Here is a 17,961-nt window from a genome sequence, read left to right as displayed (position 1 = left end):
CGCCGTGGAACCCTTCGTTGTCGTCATCCCGGCGCGGCTGGCCTCCAGCCGTCTGCCGGAGAAGCCGCTGGTGCCGGTCGCCGGTCGTCCGCTGATCGCGCATGTCGTCGCGCGTGCGCGGGAGAGTCGTGCCTCCCGCGTCATCGTGGCGGCCGACGATGAACGGGTGCTGGCCGCAGCCCGCGAGGCGGGCGCTGAGGCGGTGTTGACCGCCGCGGAGCTCCCGTCGGGCACCGACCGCATCGCCGCGGTGGCCGCGACGGAGGGCTGGGGTGACGAATCCCTGGTGGTGAACCTGCAGGGGGACGAGCCCCTGACGCCCGGCGGGCTCCTCGACGAGCTGGCGGCCCTGCTGGCGGAATCGCCGGAGGCCGGGATGGCGACCTTCGGGGTGCCGCTGGGCAGTGCGGCCGATCTGCACGATCCGAACCAGGTCAAGCTGGTGACCGACGACCACGGGCGAGCGCTGTACTTTTCCCGCGCGCCCATTCCCTTCGACCGTGAGGCCGCGCGCGCCGGCCGCGAACCCGACACGTCGGCGGCCGTGCGTCACCTCGGGCTGTACGCGTATCGCGCCGGGTTCCTGCGGCGCATGAGTGCGACCCCGCCGGCGCGCCTCGAACGCCTCGAGCAGCTGGAGCAGCTGCGAGCCCTGGCGATGGGGGCGCATATACGGGTGGGGCTGCGCGCGGAGGCGCATCCACCCGGTGTCGACACCCCGAGCGATGTAGAACGCGTGGAAGCCGTGCTGGCGCAGGGTCGGGGATCATGACGGACGAGTGGCCGCGTCGCCGGACGGCGGGTTACGCCGCGGGTGTCCTGATACTGGCGCTGGTGTTGACCGGATGTGGCGAGGGGCCGTCGGAGGCGCCGGCACCCGAGCGGCCCGTCAAGCTGGTCACCGTGAGCGAGCGGGACACTCTCATCGAGCGCCGCTTCTCCGGGCGTACCCAGGCGGCGGAACGTGCCTGGCTGGCGTTTCGCGTCGGAGGGGTGGTCGAGTCGGTCGCGGTGGAGCGCGGCGAACGCGTGGACGAGGGCGACCTCCTGGCGCGTCTGGACCCGCGCGATTTCCAGCGCCGGGTGCGTGAACTGGAGGGCGGTCTGGTGGAGGCCCGCGCGGAGCAGCTGATGCTGGAGCACGGCGCACGCGAGGAAGAACGGCGCCAGCTGGAGGCGCGGCTGGAGGCGGCCGGGGCCCGCGAGGAACAGGCCGAGTCCGAATACCGCCGGGTGGCGCGCATGCGCGACGACGGTCATGTGAGTCAGTCGGAATATGACCGCGCCCGCCGGGCCCTGCGCGAGGCCGCGGCGGACCGGCGTTCGGCGCAGGAGGCGCTGACCATCGCGCGGGCCGGCGGCCGCGAGGAGGAGCGCGAGGCCGCCCGTGGCCGGATCCGGCGCATCGAGGCGCAGCTGGAGCAGGCGCGCGACGCACTGGAAGACAGCGAACTCAGGGCCCCGTTCACCGGTTACGTCGCCGAACGCGATCTGGAACCGCATGAACCGGTGCAGGCGCATCACCCGGTGGTGCTGTTCGAGGATCTGGAATCCATCGAGATCGAGGTCGGCATCCCCGAGGGGCTGCTGGCCTGGCGGGACCGGCTGGAGGCGGTGGAGGTACGCATTCCGGCGCTGGACGACGCGCGTTTCTCCGCCAGCATCCGGTCGGTCGGGGTGGACGTGCTGCCGGGACGGCAGACCTATCCGGTCAAGGTGCGTCTGGAGACCCCCGACCCGCTGACCCTGCCCGCGACGGCGCTTGACCCCGACCGGGTCCTCCCGGGGATGACCGCCGAGGTTGCCTTCCGGGCGCGCCCCGAACCCGGTGTCGGCGTGGTGCTGCCGCCGTCCGCTCTGGTGGAACACGCGGAGGGCTACGCGGTGTGGGTGCGGGACCCGGAGGACGGCCGCGTCGCCCCGCGCCAGGTGGAAGTGCTTGGCGCGGATGGTCGCGGGGTGCGCGTGCAGGGTGATCTGGAGCCGGGTGACGAGGTGGTCTCCGCGGGTGCCGGGCGGCTGCGCGAGGGCCAGCGTACCCGTCGGTTCAATGACGAAGCCCCGGCTTCGGGACGCGACACCGGGGCCGGGGGCAACCGGCCGTGAACCCGCCCGGCGGCGACAACGCCGGGTCCGGGTTCAACGCCGCGACCTGGGCCATCCAGCGGGCCCGGCTGGTAGTGTTCCTGACGGCCCTGCTGGTCCTCGGCGGGACCTGGGCCTTCATCGACATGGGCAAGCTCGAGGATCCCGAGTTCACCGTGCCGACCGCGCTGGTGCAGACCGCGTATCCCGGTGCTCGAGCCACGCGGGTGGAGGAGGAGGTCACCGAGGTCCTGGAGCGCCATATCCAGCAGCTCGACGAGCTGGATGAACTGGAGTCGGTGAGCCGCCATGGCGAATCGGTGATCTTCGTCCACGTCGACGAGGCTCTGGGGGATCAGGCCCAGCGCCAGGTATGGGACGAGCTGGAACGCACCGTGCGCGCGGCGGTGCCGGATCTTCCGGAGGGGATTCGCGGTCCGCTGGTGGACGACGACTACGGGGATGTCTTCGGCACCCTGCTGGCGATCCACGGCGAGGGCTACAGCCACCGCGAGCTGCACGACTACGCTGATGAACTGCGCCGTGAACTGTTGCGCCTGCCCGGGGTGGCACGAGCCGAGCTGTTCGGCGATCGCGGCGAGCGGATTTTCGTCGAGACCCGGCGTTCGCGTCTGGCCGCACTGGATCTGCATCCGGGGGTGATCATCCAGGCTCTGGAGCGCCAGAACGTGGTGGCGCCCGGCGGGGCGATCGAACTGGAGGAGGACCGCGTACGGCTGTTCGTCTCCGGGGTGTTCGAATCGGTGGACGACGTTCGCCACCTGGCCATCCACAACCCCGAGACCGGCGAGCGTTTCCAGCTGCGCGATGTGGCCGAAGTGCACCGCGGTGACGCCGAGCCGCCGGAACGCATGCTGCGCTACAACGGCCAGCCGGCGGTCGCGCTGGGGGTGAGCCCGACCGAAGGGACCAACGTGGTCGCCCTGGGTGACGACGTCCTGGAGCGAATCGAGGCGTTGCGCGGGGATCGCCCGGTGGGGATCGACATCGACACGGTCAACTTCCAGCCGGAAACCGTGCGCGCGGCGATCCTGGATTTCGGCGGCAACCTGGCCACGGCCGTGGTCATCGTGCTGGGGGTGCTGCTGGTGGCGCTGGGCTGGCGCACCGGCCTGATCGTCGGCATGGGCGTCCCGCTCACCATCCTGGCGACCTTTTTCGTGATGTGGGTGGCCGGCATCGAACTGCACCGGGTCTCGCTGGGGGCCCTGATCGTGGTCCTGGGGATGCTGGTGGACAACGCGATCGTCGTTGCCGAACTGATGATGACCCGCATCCAGCGCGGCACCGAGCGGCTGCAGGCGGCGCGCGAGGCGGTCAGCGAGACCGGCGGGCCGCTGCTGATCGGGACCCTGATCGCAGCGCTGGCATTCTCGCCGATCAGCATGACGCCGACCCTGGTGGGCGAGTTCACCCGCTCGCTGTTCTGGGTGGTGGCGATCGCGCTGGGTCTGTCGTGGCTGCTGGCGGTGACCCTGACGGCCCTGCTGGCATGGCGCTGGTTGCCGGCTCCGGCGAATGGCGATCCGACCGGCACGGAGACGCCCGGAATCGGCACGCAGCTGCTCGCGCTCTATCGCCGGGCGCTCACGGCCATGCTGCGCCATCGCCGCCGGACCCTAGCGTCGGTGGTCGGCCTGATGCTGGTCGCGGTCGCGTCCTTTGCGCTGGTACCGCAGATCTTCTTCCCGCCGGCCGACCGGGCGCAGTTCATGATCGATCACTGGCGGGGAGAAGGGACGCGCATCGAGTCCACCGCAGCCGATGTGGCGCGTCTGGAATCCTGGCTGTCGCAGCACCCCGAGGTGGAAAGCTACACGGCCTTTATCGGCGAGGGGTCGCCGCGGTTCTATCTGCCGATGATGCCCGAACTTCCCAATCCGGCGCTGGCCCAGATCCTGGTGCAGGTCGAAGACGTGGATCGACTGCATGACATCATCGCGGAGACCCGCGAATGGATGGACGGTCGCTTCCCCGGGGCGGAACCTCGGGTGCGGCCGATGCAGTTGGGGGAGCCCGTGCGCTATCCGGTGGAGCTGCGGCTGTCCGGGCCGCAGGACCGGGCCGAACTGCGCGCCACCGCCGACCGCGTGCTGGAATGGATGGAAGGTCACCCCGACCTGGAACGGCCCCGGCATGACTGGCGCGAACGCACACTGACGCTGGACGTACAGGTGGATCAGGACCGGGTACGAGCGGCCGGGCTGTCCAGCGCCGAGGTGGCCGAGACGCTGGAGGCCGGGGTCAGCGGCATGCCGATCGGGGTGTTTCGCGATGGCGATCAGGCCCTGCCGGTGCTGTGGCGCTTCCCGGAGGACGAACGCCGGGATCTGGCACAGCTGCACACCCTGGAGATCTGGCCGCGCGACGGCGGGGCGGCGGTGCCACTGGGCCAGGTAGCCGAGGTGGAGCCCGTGTTCGACGAGGCGGTGATCTGGCGCCATGACCGGCGCCCCACCGTGACCCTGCAGGCGGACCTTGCCCCCGGTGCCACCGCCAGCGGTTTCGTGCGCGAGGCCGACCCGGTGATCGACACCCTGCTGCAGGGCACCGGGAACGCGGGGCGAGTGGAGCGCGCATGGGGCGGCGAGTTCGAGGCGGCCGCCGATGCCCAGGCCAGCGTGCTGGCGCCGGTGCCCGTCGTCCTGGGGCTGATGGTGGTGTTACTGCTCTGGCAGTTCAACAGCTTCCGCAACACCCTCGTGGTGGCACTCAGCGTCCCGCTGGCGGTGGTGGGCGTGGTCGCGGGTCTGCTGCTGTTCCGGCAGCCGTTCGGTTTCATCGCCCTGCTGGGGGCAATGAGCCTGGGCGGAATCCTGCTGCGCAATGCGATTGTGCTGGTGGAGCAGGCCGAGCTGGAACGCCGCCGCGGACTGGAACCCCTGGAGGCCCTGATCGAGGCCGCGGTCAATCGTTTCCGCCCGGTGCTCCTGACCGCCCTGACCACCATCCTCGGCATGATCCCGCTGGCGCTGTCCGGACCGTTCTGGGCGCCCCTGGCCATCGCCGTGATGAGCGGCCTTGCTGCCGGTACGGTGCTGATCCTCGGCGTGGTGCCGGTGCTCTACGCGACGCTGCACCGGCTCCCGCGTCCGGAGTAAAACGGCCCGAGCGGGCCCGGCCCGGACGAATTAGCCGGCAGCTTCTCGCAGTCGTCGGGTCCAGTCGCGCAGGGCCTCCGGCAGTTCTTCGTCGGTGTCGGGCAGTTCCCGTGCCAGAAGCCGCAGGCGATAGCGCACGTCGTTCTGCAGCGCGGCGGTTTCCACGCCGAGGGATGCATCCTCGGCGATGCTTTCGCGGATCAGGTCCAGGGGCAACCCGCGCAGCCCGGCCCGGTCCAGCAGGCGGGTCAGCGGCTCCAGGTGACGCCGGAGGATGGCCTGCAAGTCCGGATCGAGCTGTTCCATGCGCTCGAGGCCCTGTTCCACGCATTCGATCCCGGCACGCAGGGCTTCCCAGTCGACCGGAAAGCCGGTCGCCTGCGGGACCGATTCCGCGACGGGGCAGTGGTCCATGGCCTGCAGCAGGACACGGAGGGCGTCGCCATCGAGCTGGCCGGCGTGGCCCTTGAGGATCGCCGAGAGGGCCGCGGGATCCTGTCGGCCGCACAGTGCGGAGGCAAGCTCCATCACTGCCAGGCAGCGACCCGCCGGCTCCAGCGTTTCGCCTGCGTGACCGCGCGGGTAGCCGCTGCCATCGAGGCGCTCGTGGTGCTGCAGGACCGCATGGCTGGCCCCCGGGTGGCACGCGGGAAAACGCTTGAGCGTGAGCCAGGCGATCACCGGATGGCTGCGCAGCTGGCGTTCCTGTTCGGGCGTCAACGGGGCGCGGGATTCGAAGATCGCCGGGTCGATATGCAGATAGCCGATGTCATGGAACAGCCCGGCCGTGGCCAGATCGCGGGCGAAAGCGGTGTCCGGCGGGCGCAGCTCCATTCCCAGCAGCGTGGCGCCCAGCGACACCTGGATGGCGTGTTCGAACGCCTCCGGCATGCGTTCCTGCAGAATGGACAGTTTGCCTGCCAGCGCCGGGTCCAGGGCCAGGGAGGAGGGCACCGCGACGGCTTCGCGGGGCCGCGAGGCCACGGCCATCAGGGCGCGGGTCAACGGGTCTTCTTCCGCGATACGTTCGCACGTGGCGCGCAGGGCCGCCCGGTCCACCGGTTCGGCGACGTCGATGCTGGCGTCCAGCGGGCGCAGCAGTTTGTGTGTGGTGAGGCGCTCGAACAGCCGCCGGTCCAGAGGCTGGCCGGCCTCGATGAGCTTCTGGCCGTGAGCGTTGTAGATGGCCTCGCTGGTACGCATGTCGCGCACTTCGCCGGCTTCGGTCACGTGGGTGACGAAATGGGCGGTGTCGGGCGGGCCGCCGTGTTCCTCCGTGCCGGCATGTTCGGGGCGCTGTGGCATGGGGGCCGATTCTAACAACAAGTCAGTCGTGCAAGCCGAGTATGCGCGGGAGCTGCCCGAGACGGCCCAGACGCGGCGGCGCGGGAACCGGGTGTTCCCAGGGCAGCGCGTCGGGGTTGTACCAGGCGGCGTTGAGACCCGCATCCAGCGCCCCGAGGATGTCCGCCACGGGGTCGTCGCCGACATGGAGGATGGCCGGTGCCGGTACGCCGGCACGCCGGCGCGCCTGTTCGAAGATTCGCGGATGGGGTTTGGCGGCGCCCGCTTCGGCTGCGGGAACGGCGAAATCGAAATAACGACCCAGAGGCGTGCGGAACACGTCGGCGTTGCCGTTGCTGATGGCGCCGAGGGTGAATCGGCCATGCAGGCGGGCGAGCACCGCATCGGCCTCCGGGAACGGGGTCACCTCGTTGCGGGCATGCCAGAAGACCGCGAAGCCTTCCTCCTCGAGGGTGTCCGGACAGACCTGGCAGCGTTGTGCAAGACCGCGCAGCCATCGCTTGCGCAGGCGGGTAAGGTCGTGACGCTCTTCCTCGGGTGCGGCACGCATGAAGCCCGCGCGGTCGGCCACCAGCTCTTCGGGTTCGAAGCGGGCGCAGACTGCGGGCGCGCGTTCGCGCAGCCAGGCGTAGAAACGGTCTTCGGCATGACGGATGACCGGCATCACCGGCCAGAGGGTGTCGTCCAGATCGAACGTGATGCATTCGATCGAATGATCGGGTACGGAGGCGGGTCGAGCTTTCGAATTCATCGAACGTTATTGTCGGAGTTTTGCGTCGAGCGTCGCTTTTCCGAACCTCAAGCAGGTGTAAAATGAATGGGAATTTCAATCGTGCAGCTTTCATTCTGCCCGAAAAGGAGAATCACAACATGAAGAAGCTCTTTCTGCGCAGTCTTCCCGTGGCCCTGCTGGGTGCGATGATGATGACCGGTACCGCTCAGGCGGTCGATCCCGAGGACGCGATCGAGTATCGCCAGGGCGTGTTCAAGGCCTTCAGCTGGAATTTCGGCCCGATGGCGGGCATGGCCCAGGGCGAGATCCCGTTCAACGAGGAGATGTTCCTGGAGCGTGCCGATCAGCTGGCGCGCCTGGCCGACATGCCGTGGCAGGGCTTTACCGAGGGCTCCGATCTCGGTGAAACCGATGCCATGATGGAGGTCTGGGAAGATCAGGAGACCTGGGAACAGAAGATCGCGGACTTCGAAGAAGAGGTTTCGCGCATGACGGCCCTGATCGATGAAGGGGCCGATGAAATGCAGCTGCGCCGTCAGGCCGGCGAGATCGGCCAGTCCTGCAAGGCCTGCCACGACAGCTTCCGCGCTGACTGATCGGCAGGCGGGGCCACCCGGCGGTATACGCCGCCGGGTCGGCCCGTGCCGAACGGAGACATACCGGGGCCCGTCGCTGCAGCGGCGGGCCTTTCTGGTTGCGGGCCGCGCACCGTGCCCGGGCCGGGCACGACTTCAGCGTAACCCGGGGGCCGTGGCGTCCTCCGCCGGGTCTACCCGGATCTCCAGCGATACGTCATCCCGGGCGCGGGTGGTGCGGCGGCGAACGGGCGGGTGAACGTCGCGGGCGTCGCTTTCCAGCCGCGAACGGATGCCGGCAAAATCGTGCCAGCTCCCGGGCTCCAGGGTGATCTCCGTTGCGACCCGTTCGTGCTCGGCGCCGCGCTGCAGGGGCGTCTGATGGAGATGGGTGATCGCCACGCGCACGCGGCCATCGGGTTGCATGCGGGGTTCCACGGCGAAGCCGCGCGCCGTGTCGCGATAGATGGGTTCGATGGCCACGCCGGCACGGCCGGCAAACAGGCGGTAACCGGCGGGCAGCGTCTCCCCGACCATCAGAACGGCGCGCCCTCCGTCGCGCAGCCGCAGGAACTGCTCGCGGTCCTCGTCTCGCCGGGTGGTAAAGCGCCGGATACGGCCGGCGGTTTCGTCGTCGTGGTCGCCGCGGCGGCGTACGCGCAGGATCAGATCGGGGGACGCCCGGTCGAGCTCCGCCACCATCTGGCGGATCTCCTCGATCTCGTGCGCCGGCGCGCGCACCAGAAGGCGGAAGCCATCCGGCTGCAGGGTAGCGCCGGGGAACAGTTCGCGCAGGTCGTGCACCACGGCTTCGGCCCGGCGATTCTGCAAGTCGATGACCGTGACACGGTCGGCCGCGTCGCGAGCCGTGGAACCGAGAGGCAGGGCGAGGAGGCAGGCGGCCGCGCTCGCCCGCAGGAGCCGTCGGCGTCGATCAGAGATGGACACGTCGCAGTTCGTCCGAATCCCGGCCGGCTTCCCAGCTCGCTTCGAATTCCTCGGCGCGGCGCCGGGTCCGGCCTCGATGATCGGTTTCACCCCGCAGGATGCGCTGGCTGCCCGAACGCGTGAACTGCATCCAGCCGGACTGATCGGCGATGACCGTCATCACCAGCGGTGCGTTTTCGTCGGGTTCCAGCACCCGCACGGAGACCGCGGTGGTCAGGCGCTTGAGCGTGCCGACCAGTTCGGGCAGACGGTCCTTCAGTGCCAGGTCGTCGTCCACCAGCAGGCGAATGTCGGTGGAGCGGTGGCGCTGGGCCATGCGCGCGATGGTACCGGGGAGGTCGTCGTTCGCGACTTCTTCCAGCAGCGGTACCGGAGCGTGGATCCACAGGACCCGCCCGGCGTTTTCGCTCATTTCCCGCAGCATTTCGCGGGCCTGCTCGCGCGGGTCTTCCGTGGTCTCCTCGACTTCGCCGCCTTCCGTGTTCATGCCTTCTCCTTTGTCATCCGGCCCGCCTCATCCGGCGCGGGCCATGGAATTCCGGATGCGCCGCAGCATGCGCCGGTGGGGGATGCCGGCATCCTCGAACGTGTCACTGATGATAAAGAAATCGTGACGGGCATAGAATCCCAGGCGAGTCGCCTGGGCGTTCAGCCAGACTTCGCGCCAGCCGTGGCGGATCGCCGCGTTCAGGGCGCATTCGAGCAGATGCGATCCGATGCCGTGACCGCGCCAGGGCCGGCGCACGGCCATGCGTCCGATCTGGCCACTGGGCAGCAGGCGCAGGGTGCCGATGGGTTCGCCCCCGGGTTCCTCCGCCAGCCAGTGCAGGGCCCCGGCGTCGAGGCCGTCGAATTCAAGGTCTTCGGGCACCTGCTGTTCCTCCACGAAGACTTCGCGGCGGATCAGGGACAGTGCCTTCCGGTCGGCAGGCCAGCTGGCCTCCCGAAAGTTGATGCGCTGGGACATAACCACCTCCTCCTCGTGGCCGGTTACCCAAAGGCCACGCCGGACAGACGAGTCTAGTTCAGACTCGCGTTCCCTGCCCGTGAGGCAGTCCGCGTTCCGGGCGTTCCATGACGGTCTGCATCAGGTCGACCCGAGCGGAACTGAAACCGATTTCGCAGTACGCCAGGTAGTAACGCCACATGCGCAGAAACGCCGGCGAATAACCGAGCGCCTCGATCGCCCCCCGGGTGCGCATGACCTCGCGGTACCAGTGCACCAGGGTGCGGGCGTAGTCGGCACCGAAGAACGCACGCTCGGTGACCTGCAGGCCGGCCGCGGCCGCCGCGTCGCCGAAGCGCGCCGGGGTCGGGAGCATGCCGCCGGGAAACACGTACAGCTGGATGAAGTCCGCGTTGTGGCGGTAATAGTCGAACGCGGCTTCCTCGATGGTAATGACCTGAACCGCGGCTCGCCCGCCGGGCCGCAGGCAGCGGTGCACCTGCTCGAACCAGGTGGACCACCAGCGTTCGCCGACGGCCTCGAACATCTCGATGGACACGACGTGGTCGAAGGTCTCGTTCAGTTCGCGGTAGTCCTGCAGACGCAGGTCGACCCGGTCCGCCAGTCCCGCCTGCCGGATCCGCTCGCGGGCGTACTCCAGCTGCTCGTCGGACAGGGTGACGCCGGTTACCCGGTAGCCGCGCCGGGCAGCGAACTCCGCAAAGCCGCCCCAGCCACAGCCGATCTCGAGGATGTGGGCGCCGGGTTCCGGAGCCAGGCGCGTCAGCAGGCGTTCGTATTTCTGCTCCTGGGCGCGCTCCAGGGATTCGTCGCCGCGACAGAACAGCGCGGCGGAGTAGCCCATGCCGCGATCCAGCCACAGGCGGTAGAAGTCGTTGCCGAGATCGTAATGAAAGCGGATATTGGCGCGGCTGCCCCGGCGCGAGTTGCGCCGCAGCCAGTGGCGCAGGGCATCCACTCCGCGTTGCCAGGCGGGGCGCTGGTAGACGCGGCAGAGCCGCTGCTCGTTCTCCATCGCCAGACGCAGCAGGGCATGCAGATCGGGCGTGGTCCATTCGCCGTTGATGAACCCCTCGGCGAAGCCGATGTCGCCGTGGCGGGCCAGTCGCACAAGTGTGGCCCACGGCCGCCGCAGGTGCCAGACCGCCTCGCTGCCCGGGCCCTGCCCGGCGATCTCGCGGCGTTCGCCATGCGGACCGATCAGGGTCAGGTGGCCGTGGTCCAGTCCATGGATACGCCGCGCCAGCAGGTCCAGGGCCCGGCTCGCCGCGGACCGGGACATGGCCGGAAGCCGTTCGCTGCGTTGCAGTTCCATCAGCTCATCTCCTTTTCGGGCGGGTCGGGGCGCGGGTGGTAGCGCCCGCCGCGCCACCAGATCTTCAGGGCCTGCCAGTGGATCAGGAACAGGACCTGGAGGGTCATCCAGGGCATGCGGGCCCACTGGCGCAGCAGGGCCGCGTCGGTCATCGGCCGGACATGGCCGTGCTGGGTGGCGACCAGCAGCAGCCGGTCGTCCTGGTACTCGCGGATCGCCACGCGCATCGAGCTGCCTTCGCGCAGTTCGGGCGCGGTCACGGCGAACGCGTAGCGTGCGTCCATATCGATGAACGGCGAGACGTGAAACACCTTGTCCTTCTCCGCGCGCAGCATGCCCCCCGCGCTGTCTCCGGCCGGCAGCAGATAATGGTGATGCTGGCCGAAGGTGTTGTGGACTTCCAGCAAAACGGCCTGCAGATGCCCGTCGATGTGATGGCAGTACCAGATGCTCAGGGGGTTGAAGGCATGGCCGAGGACCCGGGGCGTGGCCTGCAGAAGAATCGCGCCGCCATCAGGTTCCAGTCCGCCCTCGCGCAGCCGGGCCTCGACCCACGGCCGCCAGGGCGTGCCGTCGCGGCGGCCGTGGTCACGGGTGTGCAGGCTGAACAGGTTGAAGCGATCCAGCGAGAAGCAGCGGCGGTTGCGCGCCAGATCCTCGACGCGGTCGATGTCGAACAGCGCGCTCACCAGCCGGTAGCGAAAACGATAGTCCGGCCCGTGCAGGCGACGGTGCATGACATGGCCGGGAAGCAGGGCGGCATCCATCAGGTTTGTCCCGTCACGGTGCGGACGGAGGTTTCCGCAGGCTGCTCGGTGTCCGCCCGGGGAGCAGCCAGGGGTTCGGAACCCGCCGTCCAGGGCATTTCCAGTCCCAGTGCGCGCCCCACGCTCCGTGCCGAACGCAGGCCATCCTCGTGAAAGCCGTCGCCCATCCACGCCCCGGCGAAATACAGGCCGTCCTCGCCCTGGTGTTCGGCCAGTGCGGCACGCGCCCGTTCGGCCGGTGCGTCCATTACCGGGTGTTCCCACAGGAACTCGCCCAGGGTCAGCGACGGATGCGGGTCGTGCAGGGGATTGAGGCTGACGATGTAGTTCTCGCGACGCTGCAGCCGGTGCAGGGCGTTCATCCAGTAGGATACCGAGACACCGCGTTCGCCGGTTGTGCGTGCGCGAGAGAGGTAGTTCCACGAAGACCAGACCCGCCGGGAGCGCGGCATCAACCGGACGTCGGTATGCAGCAGGGCGCGGTTTTCCTGAAACTGGCAGGCGGCCAGGCGGGCGCGGGTGGCTTCGGGGCCGCCGTCGAGCAGCCGGCGGGCATCGCCCGCGTGGCAGGCGAACACCACGCGGTCGAACTCCTCGGGTTCGCCGGATCCGTGCACCCGCCACTGCGAGGCGCGAGCCTCCACCGCGGATACCGCGCCGTGCGCCACCGAGCCGGGGACCAGACGCTGCGCCAGACGCCGGACGTAGCTGCGCGAACCGCCGACCACCGTGCGCCACTGCGGGCGATCGCGCAGATCCAGCAGACCATGATTGAGGAAGAAGCGCAGGAAGCTGGCTGCCGGGAATTCGCGGATGCGCGCCGGCGGACACGACCAGATGGCCGCGCCCATCGGCAGCAGATAGTCTTCGGTGAAGCCGCGCCCCAGGCGATGACGGGCCAGGAACTCGCCCAGCGTGCCCTCCGGCATCTCCTGACGTGCATTCAGTTCGTGGCCCAGGCGGTTGAAGCGCAGGATATCGGCAACCATCCGCAGGAACCGCGGACGCAACAGATTGGTGCGCTGGGCGAACAGCGTGTTCAGGTTGTTCCCGGCATATTCGATGCCGGCGGGTTGTTGCGAACAGGCAAAGCTCATGTCCGTGGGACGGGTCTCGACGGTCAGCTCCGCGAACAGGCGGGTGAGCAGCGGATAGTTGCGTTGGTTATAGACCACGAACCCGGTGTCGATGGCGGTCGGCCCCTCGGGGTCGGCCACATCCACGGTATGCGCATGGCCCCCGAGCTGCGGCGCCTGTTCGAACAGCCGAACGTCGTGGTGCTGCTGCAGGATCCAGGCCGAGGCGAGTCCGGCAATACCGCCGCCGATGACGGCGATGCGCTGTCTTTGCATGTCCGGGCTCTCCAGCGGCCGGGGTCGATATCTATCTTATACAATACCTGTACAATGGCTGTAAATGATGCCGAAGGAGACAAGCATGGCGGAGACCAACCCTGACTGGCCCGAACCGGTGCGCCGCGCACTCGACGAATACCCGATCGTGCTGGTGACCTCCGGTCTCAGCGATACCCGCGAAGCGGAAGCCCTGCTGGACCAGCAGCGGCCCGGCGAGTGGACCCGCCTGGAATGGGGCATGGGGTCGGCCGAGAACCGCGCGGCGTTCCACCAGTTGCAGCAGGCCACCGGCATGCGCATGCTGCCCCTGGTGGTCACGCGGGAAGGCGCCCTGGGCGGGGTGCCCGAACTGCGCGCCTGGCTGGGCGAAGCCACGCCGGACACGCCGCGGATCGACGCGCGGGACCCGGTCCTGACCGTGCTCGGCGCCGGCGGATTGATCCCGTTCGTGTTCTTCGGCGCAGGGGCATGGATCGCCCATCCGGAATGGCAGGCTTTCGCACTCAACGCGCTGGCGCTATATGGTGCGGTCATTCTGGCGTTTCTGGGGGCGATCCACTGGGGCATCCACCTGGCGGACCGTTCCCATCGCGTGGGGCCGCTTTCGGGCCCTGCCTGGGCGGTCATCCCGCCCGTGCTGGCCTGGCTGGCGGTCCTGCAACCGTTGCCCGAGGCGATCATGACCCTGGCGGTCCTGTTCCTGGGCGTGTTGTGGGTGGACCGGCTGAGCCTGCGTGACCGGCGACTGCCGCCGGGCTATCTGACCCTGCGCATGGTGCTGACCACCGGCGCGATCCTCTCCCTGGCCGCGGGCCTGGGGGCGGTCACGGTCGGTTGATCCGATCCGCTCTGATCCAAGGAGAACATGATGGATGCCGCTTCGCACAGCGACTCGCACAGCGACGAGGAACCCGATAACCGCACGCCGGCCAGCGAACTGGCCGGGCACTACCGCGAGATCCTGGCCGGGCTCGGCGAGGACCCGGAACGCGAGGGCCTGAAGGACACCCCGCTGCGTGCCGCGAAGGCGATGCAGTACCTGACCCGCGGCTACGAGCAGGACCTGGATACCATCGTGAACGGGGCACTGTTCACCTCCGACAACGACGAGATGGTCCTGCTGCGCGACATCGAGCTGTATTCGCTGTGCGAGCACCACGTGCTGCCGATCATCGGCAAGGTGCACGTGGCCTACCTGCCGGACGGCAAGGTGATCGGCCTCTCCAAGATCGCACGCATCGTCGACATGTTCGCCGCCCGCCTGCAGATCCAGGAAAACCTGACGCGTCAGATCGCCGAGGCCCTGCAGCAGGTGACCCAGGCCAAGGGCGTGGGCGTAGTAGTGGATGCGCGGCACATGTGCATGACCATGCGCGGCGTGGAGAAGCAGCACTCCTCCATGGCCACCTCGGTCATGCTCGGCGCCTTCCGCGAGGACTCGCGCACCCGGCGCGAATTCCTCAACCTCATCGGTCGAGGCGGGCGCGACTGAGCGTCGGCCCGGAATCGGTCAGCGCCGGTCGCCGGTGGCTTCGGCGGCCATCTGTTCGTAGCTGGTGTGGCGCACGTTCTTGCCCTTGACGAAGTAGACGACGTATTCGCAGATGTTGCGGGCGCGGTCGCCGATGCGTTCCAGGGAGCGGGTGGCCCAGACGATGTCCATCAGGCGGGGGACCGCGTCGGGGGCGGCGGTCATCTGTTTCATCAGTTTGTGGGTGACGGATTCGTACAGGCTGTCGATCTGTATGTCCTGCTGGGCGACGCGCACGGCCTGTTCGGTGTCCATGCGGGCGAAGGCGTCCAGGGCGCCGCGGGTCATGTGGCGCACGTGTTCGCCCATTTCCGCGAGATCGCTCATCGGGGCGGTCTGGCGGTCGGCTTCGAGCAGATGCAGGCCCATGCGGCCGATGCGCTCGGCCTCGTCGCCCATGCGCTCGAGGTCGGTGATGGTCTTGATCACCGCGATCACCAGACGCAGGTCGGAAGCGGTGGGCTGGCGCCGCGCGAGGATGTGGGTGCACTGTTCATCGATCTCCACCTCCATCGCGTTGATGCGGTAGTCGGTGGTCATCACGGTCTCGGCCTGCTCGGTGTCGCCCTCCACCATGGCGTTCACCGCATCGGCAAGCTGCTGTTCCACCAGCCCGCCCATCGCCATCACGCGCTTGATGATGTCTTCCAGCTCCTCGTTGAACTGCTGGGAGATGTGCTGCTTGAAAAAACTCTTGTCCATGGCGTGGGGCTCCTCAGCCGAAGCGGCCGGTGATGTAGTCCTCGGTCTGCTTATTCGCGGGCGAGGTGAACAGGGTGTCGGTGTCGGCGTATTCGATCAGTTCGCCCATGTACATGAAGGCGGTGTAGTCCGATACGCGCGCGGCCTGCTGCATGTTGTGGGTGACGATGACCAGCGTGTAGTCCTTCTTCAGCTCGATCATGAGCTCTTCGATCTTCAGCGTGGCCAGCGGGTCCAGCGCCGAGCAGGGCTCGTCCAGCAGCAGTACCTCGGGATCGATGGCGATGGCGCGGGCGATCACCAGGCGCTGCTGCTGGCCGCCGGACAGGCCGAAGGCGTTCTCGTGCAGGCGGTCCTTGACCTCATCCCACAGGGCCGCGCGGCGCAGCGACTTTTCCACCACGTCGTCGAGCCGGCGCCGGTTCTTCACGCCCTGCAGGCGCAGGCCGTAGGCCACGTTCTCGTAGATCGACTTGGGGAAGGGGTTGGGTTTCTGGAACACCATGCCCACGCGGCGGCGCAGCTCGGGCACGTCGACATCGGCGCCGTAGATGTCCTCGCCGTCGAGGCGAATGGTGCCCTCGATGCGGGCGGCGTCGATCAGGTCGTTCATGCGGTTGAAGCAGCGCAGGAAGGTGGATTTGCCACAGCCGGACGGGCCGATAAAGGCGGTGATCCGGTTCTTCGGGATGCGGATGTCGATCCCCTTGAGCGCCTGGTCGTCGCCGTAGTACAGCTTCAGGTCTTCTGCGGTCAGGCAGATGTCTTCGCGATCGATGTTCAGGTCGCGCGGGGCCTGCTCCTGGGGCAGGTTGACGGCGTGGGTCCGGGTGTCACTCATTTCGGGTACTCCGTGGCGAATGGGGTTCGACGCCGATCGCGTCTCAGTCGCTTTCCGCGCGGTATTTCTCGCGCAGATGGTTGCGGATGGAGATGGCGGTCAGGTTCAGGACGATGATCAGCAGCACCAGGACCAGCGCGGTCGCGTAGACCAGCGGCCGGCCGGCCTCGACGTTCGGACTTTTGAAGCCCACGTCGTAGATGTGGTAGCCGAGGTGCATGAAGGCACGGTCCAGGTGCAGATAGGGGAAGGTGCCGTCCACCGGCAGGTTGGGCGCGAGCTTCACCACGCCCACCAGCATCAGCGGTGCGACCTCGCCGGCGGCCCGCGCCACGGCAAGGATCAGGCCGGTCATCATGGCCGGCGCGGACAGCGGCACGATCAGCCGCCACAGGGTCTCGGCCTTGGTGGCGCCCAGCGACAGGGAACCGTGGCGTACGCTGCTGCCGATCCGCGTCAGGCCCTCCTCGGTAGAGACGATCACCACCGGCAGGGTCAGCAGGGCGAGCGTCAGCGATGCCCAGATGATCGCCGGCGAGCCGAAGGTGGGCGAGGGCAGGGCATCCTGGAAGAAGATCTGGTCGATGTTGCCGCCGATCAGGTACACGAAGAAGCCCAGGCCGAACACCCCGAACACGATCGACGGTACCCCCGCCAGGTTGTTCACCGAGATGCGGATGATGCGCACCAGCGGGCCCTGTTTCGCGTATTCGCGCAGGTAGATCGCGGCGAGCACGCCGAACGGGGTCACCACGATCGACATCAGGATCACCATCAGCACGGTGCCGAAGATCGCCGGGAGAATGCCGCCCTCGGTATTCGCTTCACGAGGGTAGCCGGTCATGAAGTCCCAGAAGCTGCCGACGTAGTGGCTCAGCTTCGCGGCCGTGCTCATGTCGTTCGGCCACCAGGCATTCACGATTTGCGACAGCGCGATGGTGGTGCGCTGGCCATCGGCGGTCTCCAGCACGATGGCGTAACGGGCGACTTCTTCGCGCAGGGCGTTGCGTTCGGATTCCAGCTCGGCGTATTCGGCGTCCAGGGCTGCCTGTTCCTCGTCGAGTTCCTGGTGGCGCTGCGCGCGCTGTTCCTCCGTCAGCGAGGTGTCCCGTTCGAGGCCGCGACGGTCGAGCCGCACCCGTTCCATCTGATGATTGACCTGACCGATCTCGACCCGCTCGATGCGTTCGAGCTGCTGCACCAGATCGCGGGTCTCCCGGATGCGTTGTTCGAAGGCGGAGCGCGCCGCGTCGCCTTCGGCCACGGTCTCGCCGTCCTCGCGGTATTCCCGGATGAAGCCGAAGAAGTCACCCCATTGCAGGCGTTCCAGCACCACGGCGTCGCGCGGGGTGCGGCGTTCGGACATCGCGTCTTCGAGATACCAGCGGAAGTCGCGTGAATCGAGGTCGCGGTTGCCGCGCTTGATCAGGTGGCGCACGACGATTTCCTGACCCTCCGGCACGTGAAAGCCGGCTTCCCGCGCGGCCTGGGCGGTCATGGTTTCCGAGCGTGCGAGTTCGCCCATCACCCCCCGGGGCTCGCTGTCATCCGCGGGCTGGTATTCGAACTCGATGACCTCGGACGGCCAGAAGAACGACAGGCCATTCACCGCGATCATGGTGATCAGCCCGAAGACCATCACCAGGGAGGCGGCGATTGCCCCGGCATTCAGCCAGATCCACGGGGTGCCGGACTGGAACCAGTGTTTCATCGTT

Annotated in this window: 17 protein-coding genes; 6 read left to right on the top strand and 11 right to left on the bottom strand. The window is 68.3% G+C overall.

Annotated elements, in window-relative coordinates:
- Positions 1-4: 4 nt before the first annotated feature.
- From kdsB to C998_RS0104025, 3 genes are read left to right on the top strand one after another with little or no spacing between them, the layout of a single operon-like run.
- Complete coding sequence (gene kdsB / locus C998_RS0104035) at positions 5-772, top strand: 3-deoxy-manno-octulosonate cytidylyltransferase (protein WP_018869573.1); 768 nt, start codon at positions 5-7, stop codon at positions 770-772.
- Positions 769-2,106, top strand: coding sequence for an efflux RND transporter periplasmic adaptor subunit (locus C998_RS0104030; protein ID WP_018869572.1), 1,338 nt, complete (start codon positions 769-771; stop codon positions 2,104-2,106). Before kdsB ends, C998_RS0104030 begins: the two co-directional genes overlap by 4 nt.
- Positions 2,103-5,207 (top strand): efflux RND transporter permease subunit, encoded by a 3,105-nt coding sequence (locus C998_RS0104025; protein WP_018869571.1) that lies wholly within the window; start codon positions 2,103-2,105, stop codon positions 5,205-5,207. Before C998_RS0104030 ends, C998_RS0104025 begins: the two co-directional genes overlap by 4 nt.
- A 30-nt stretch (positions 5,208-5,237) precedes the next feature.
- Here the strand turns inward: C998_RS0104025 and C998_RS0104020 are convergent, their stop codons facing one another.
- Positions 5,238-6,512 carry an HD-GYP domain-containing protein gene (locus C998_RS0104020; protein ID WP_018869570.1) on the bottom strand — a complete coding sequence of 425 codons (1,275 nt, stop codon included), beginning with the start codon at positions 6,510-6,512 and terminating at the stop codon, positions 5,238-5,240.
- A gap of 22 nt (positions 6,513-6,534) precedes the next feature.
- Positions 6,535-7,263 carry an HAD family hydrolase gene (locus C998_RS0104015; RefSeq protein ID WP_018869569.1) on the bottom strand — a complete coding sequence of 243 codons (729 nt, stop codon included), beginning with the start codon at positions 7,261-7,263 and terminating at the stop codon, positions 6,535-6,537.
- Positions 7,264-7,325: 62 nt separating this feature from the next.
- Here C998_RS0104015 and C998_RS0104010 point away from each other — a divergent pair, with 62 nt between their 5' ends.
- Complete coding sequence (locus tag C998_RS0104010; RefSeq protein ID WP_018869568.1) at positions 7,326-7,841, top strand: cytochrome c; 516 nt, start codon at positions 7,326-7,328, stop codon at positions 7,839-7,841.
- A 135-nt stretch (positions 7,842-7,976) separates the two neighbouring features.
- Here C998_RS0104010 and C998_RS0104005 read toward each other — a convergent pair whose 3' ends face one another.
- The 6 genes from C998_RS0104005 to C998_RS0103980 are packed head-to-tail and all read right to left on the bottom strand — an operon-like array spanning position 7,977 to position 13,169.
- Positions 7,977-8,768, bottom strand: coding sequence for a secretin N-terminal domain-containing protein (locus C998_RS0104005; protein WP_038081627.1), 792 nt, complete (start codon positions 8,766-8,768; stop codon positions 7,977-7,979).
- A complete protein-coding gene (locus C998_RS0104000) occupies positions 8,755-9,255 on the bottom strand; it encodes a hypothetical protein (protein ID WP_018869566.1) in 501 nt (166 codons plus the stop codon). The genes C998_RS0104005 and C998_RS0104000 overlap by 14 nt, the downstream gene beginning before the upstream one ends.
- Positions 9,256-9,282: 27 nt before the next feature.
- Positions 9,283-9,735 (bottom strand): GNAT family N-acetyltransferase, encoded by a 453-nt coding sequence (locus tag C998_RS0103995; protein WP_018869565.1) that lies wholly within the window; start codon positions 9,733-9,735, stop codon positions 9,283-9,285.
- A 58-nt stretch (positions 9,736-9,793) separates the two neighbouring features.
- Positions 9,794-11,050 carry a cyclopropane-fatty-acyl-phospholipid synthase family protein gene (locus tag C998_RS0103990; RefSeq protein WP_018869564.1) on the bottom strand — a complete coding sequence of 419 codons (1,257 nt, stop codon included), beginning with the start codon at positions 11,048-11,050 and terminating at the stop codon, positions 9,794-9,796.
- Positions 11,050-11,817: a DUF1365 domain-containing protein gene (locus C998_RS0103985; RefSeq protein WP_018869563.1), complete on the bottom strand. Its 768-nt coding sequence runs from the start codon at positions 11,815-11,817 to the stop codon at positions 11,050-11,052. Before C998_RS0103985 ends, C998_RS0103990 begins: the two co-directional genes overlap by 1 nt.
- Positions 11,817-13,169: an NAD(P)/FAD-dependent oxidoreductase gene (locus C998_RS0103980; RefSeq protein WP_018869562.1), complete on the bottom strand. Its 1,353-nt coding sequence runs from the start codon at positions 13,167-13,169 to the stop codon at positions 11,817-11,819. Before C998_RS0103980 ends, C998_RS0103985 begins: the two co-directional genes overlap by 1 nt.
- Positions 13,170-13,254: 85 nt before the next feature.
- On the opposite strand from C998_RS0103980, the gene C998_RS0103975 reads away from it, so the two are divergent.
- Positions 13,255-14,010, top strand: coding sequence for a DUF3429 domain-containing protein (locus C998_RS0103975; RefSeq protein ID WP_018869561.1), 756 nt, complete (start codon positions 13,255-13,257; stop codon positions 14,008-14,010).
- A 30-nt stretch (positions 14,011-14,040) separates the two neighbouring features.
- On the top strand, positions 14,041-14,664 hold the full coding sequence (gene folE / locus C998_RS0103970) for a GTP cyclohydrolase I FolE (protein ID WP_018869560.1): 624 nt from the start codon (positions 14,041-14,043) through the stop codon (positions 14,662-14,664).
- An 18-nt stretch (positions 14,665-14,682) separates the two neighbouring features.
- Here the strand turns inward: folE and phoU are convergent, their stop codons facing one another.
- Genes phoU through pstA form a run of 3 tightly spaced genes read right to left on the bottom strand, consistent with a single transcriptional unit; the run spans position 14,683 to position 17,957 of the window.
- The gene (gene phoU / locus C998_RS0103965; RefSeq protein ID WP_018869559.1) at positions 14,683-15,405 is read right to left on the bottom strand and encodes a phosphate signaling complex protein PhoU; all 723 of its coding nucleotides are present in this window, start codon (positions 15,403-15,405) and stop codon (positions 14,683-14,685) included.
- 13 nt (positions 15,406-15,418) lie between these two features.
- The gene (gene pstB, locus C998_RS0103960) at positions 15,419-16,246 is read right to left on the bottom strand and encodes a phosphate ABC transporter ATP-binding protein PstB (protein WP_018869558.1); all 828 of its coding nucleotides are present in this window, start codon (positions 16,244-16,246) and stop codon (positions 15,419-15,421) included.
- 43 nt (positions 16,247-16,289) lie between these two features.
- Positions 16,290-17,957, bottom strand: coding sequence for a phosphate ABC transporter permease PstA (gene pstA / locus C998_RS0103955; RefSeq protein WP_018869557.1), 1,668 nt, complete (start codon positions 17,955-17,957; stop codon positions 16,290-16,292).
- Positions 17,958-17,961 lie beyond the last annotated feature (4 nt).

The sequence above is a fragment of the Thioalkalivibrio sp. ALgr3 genome (assembly GCF_000377325.1).
Classification (GTDB): Bacteria; Pseudomonadota; Gammaproteobacteria; order Ectothiorhodospirales; family Ectothiorhodospiraceae; genus Thioalkalivibrio.
The sequence above is the reverse complement of the archived record's forward strand: the minus strand, read 5'-3'. Positions and strand labels throughout refer to the sequence as shown.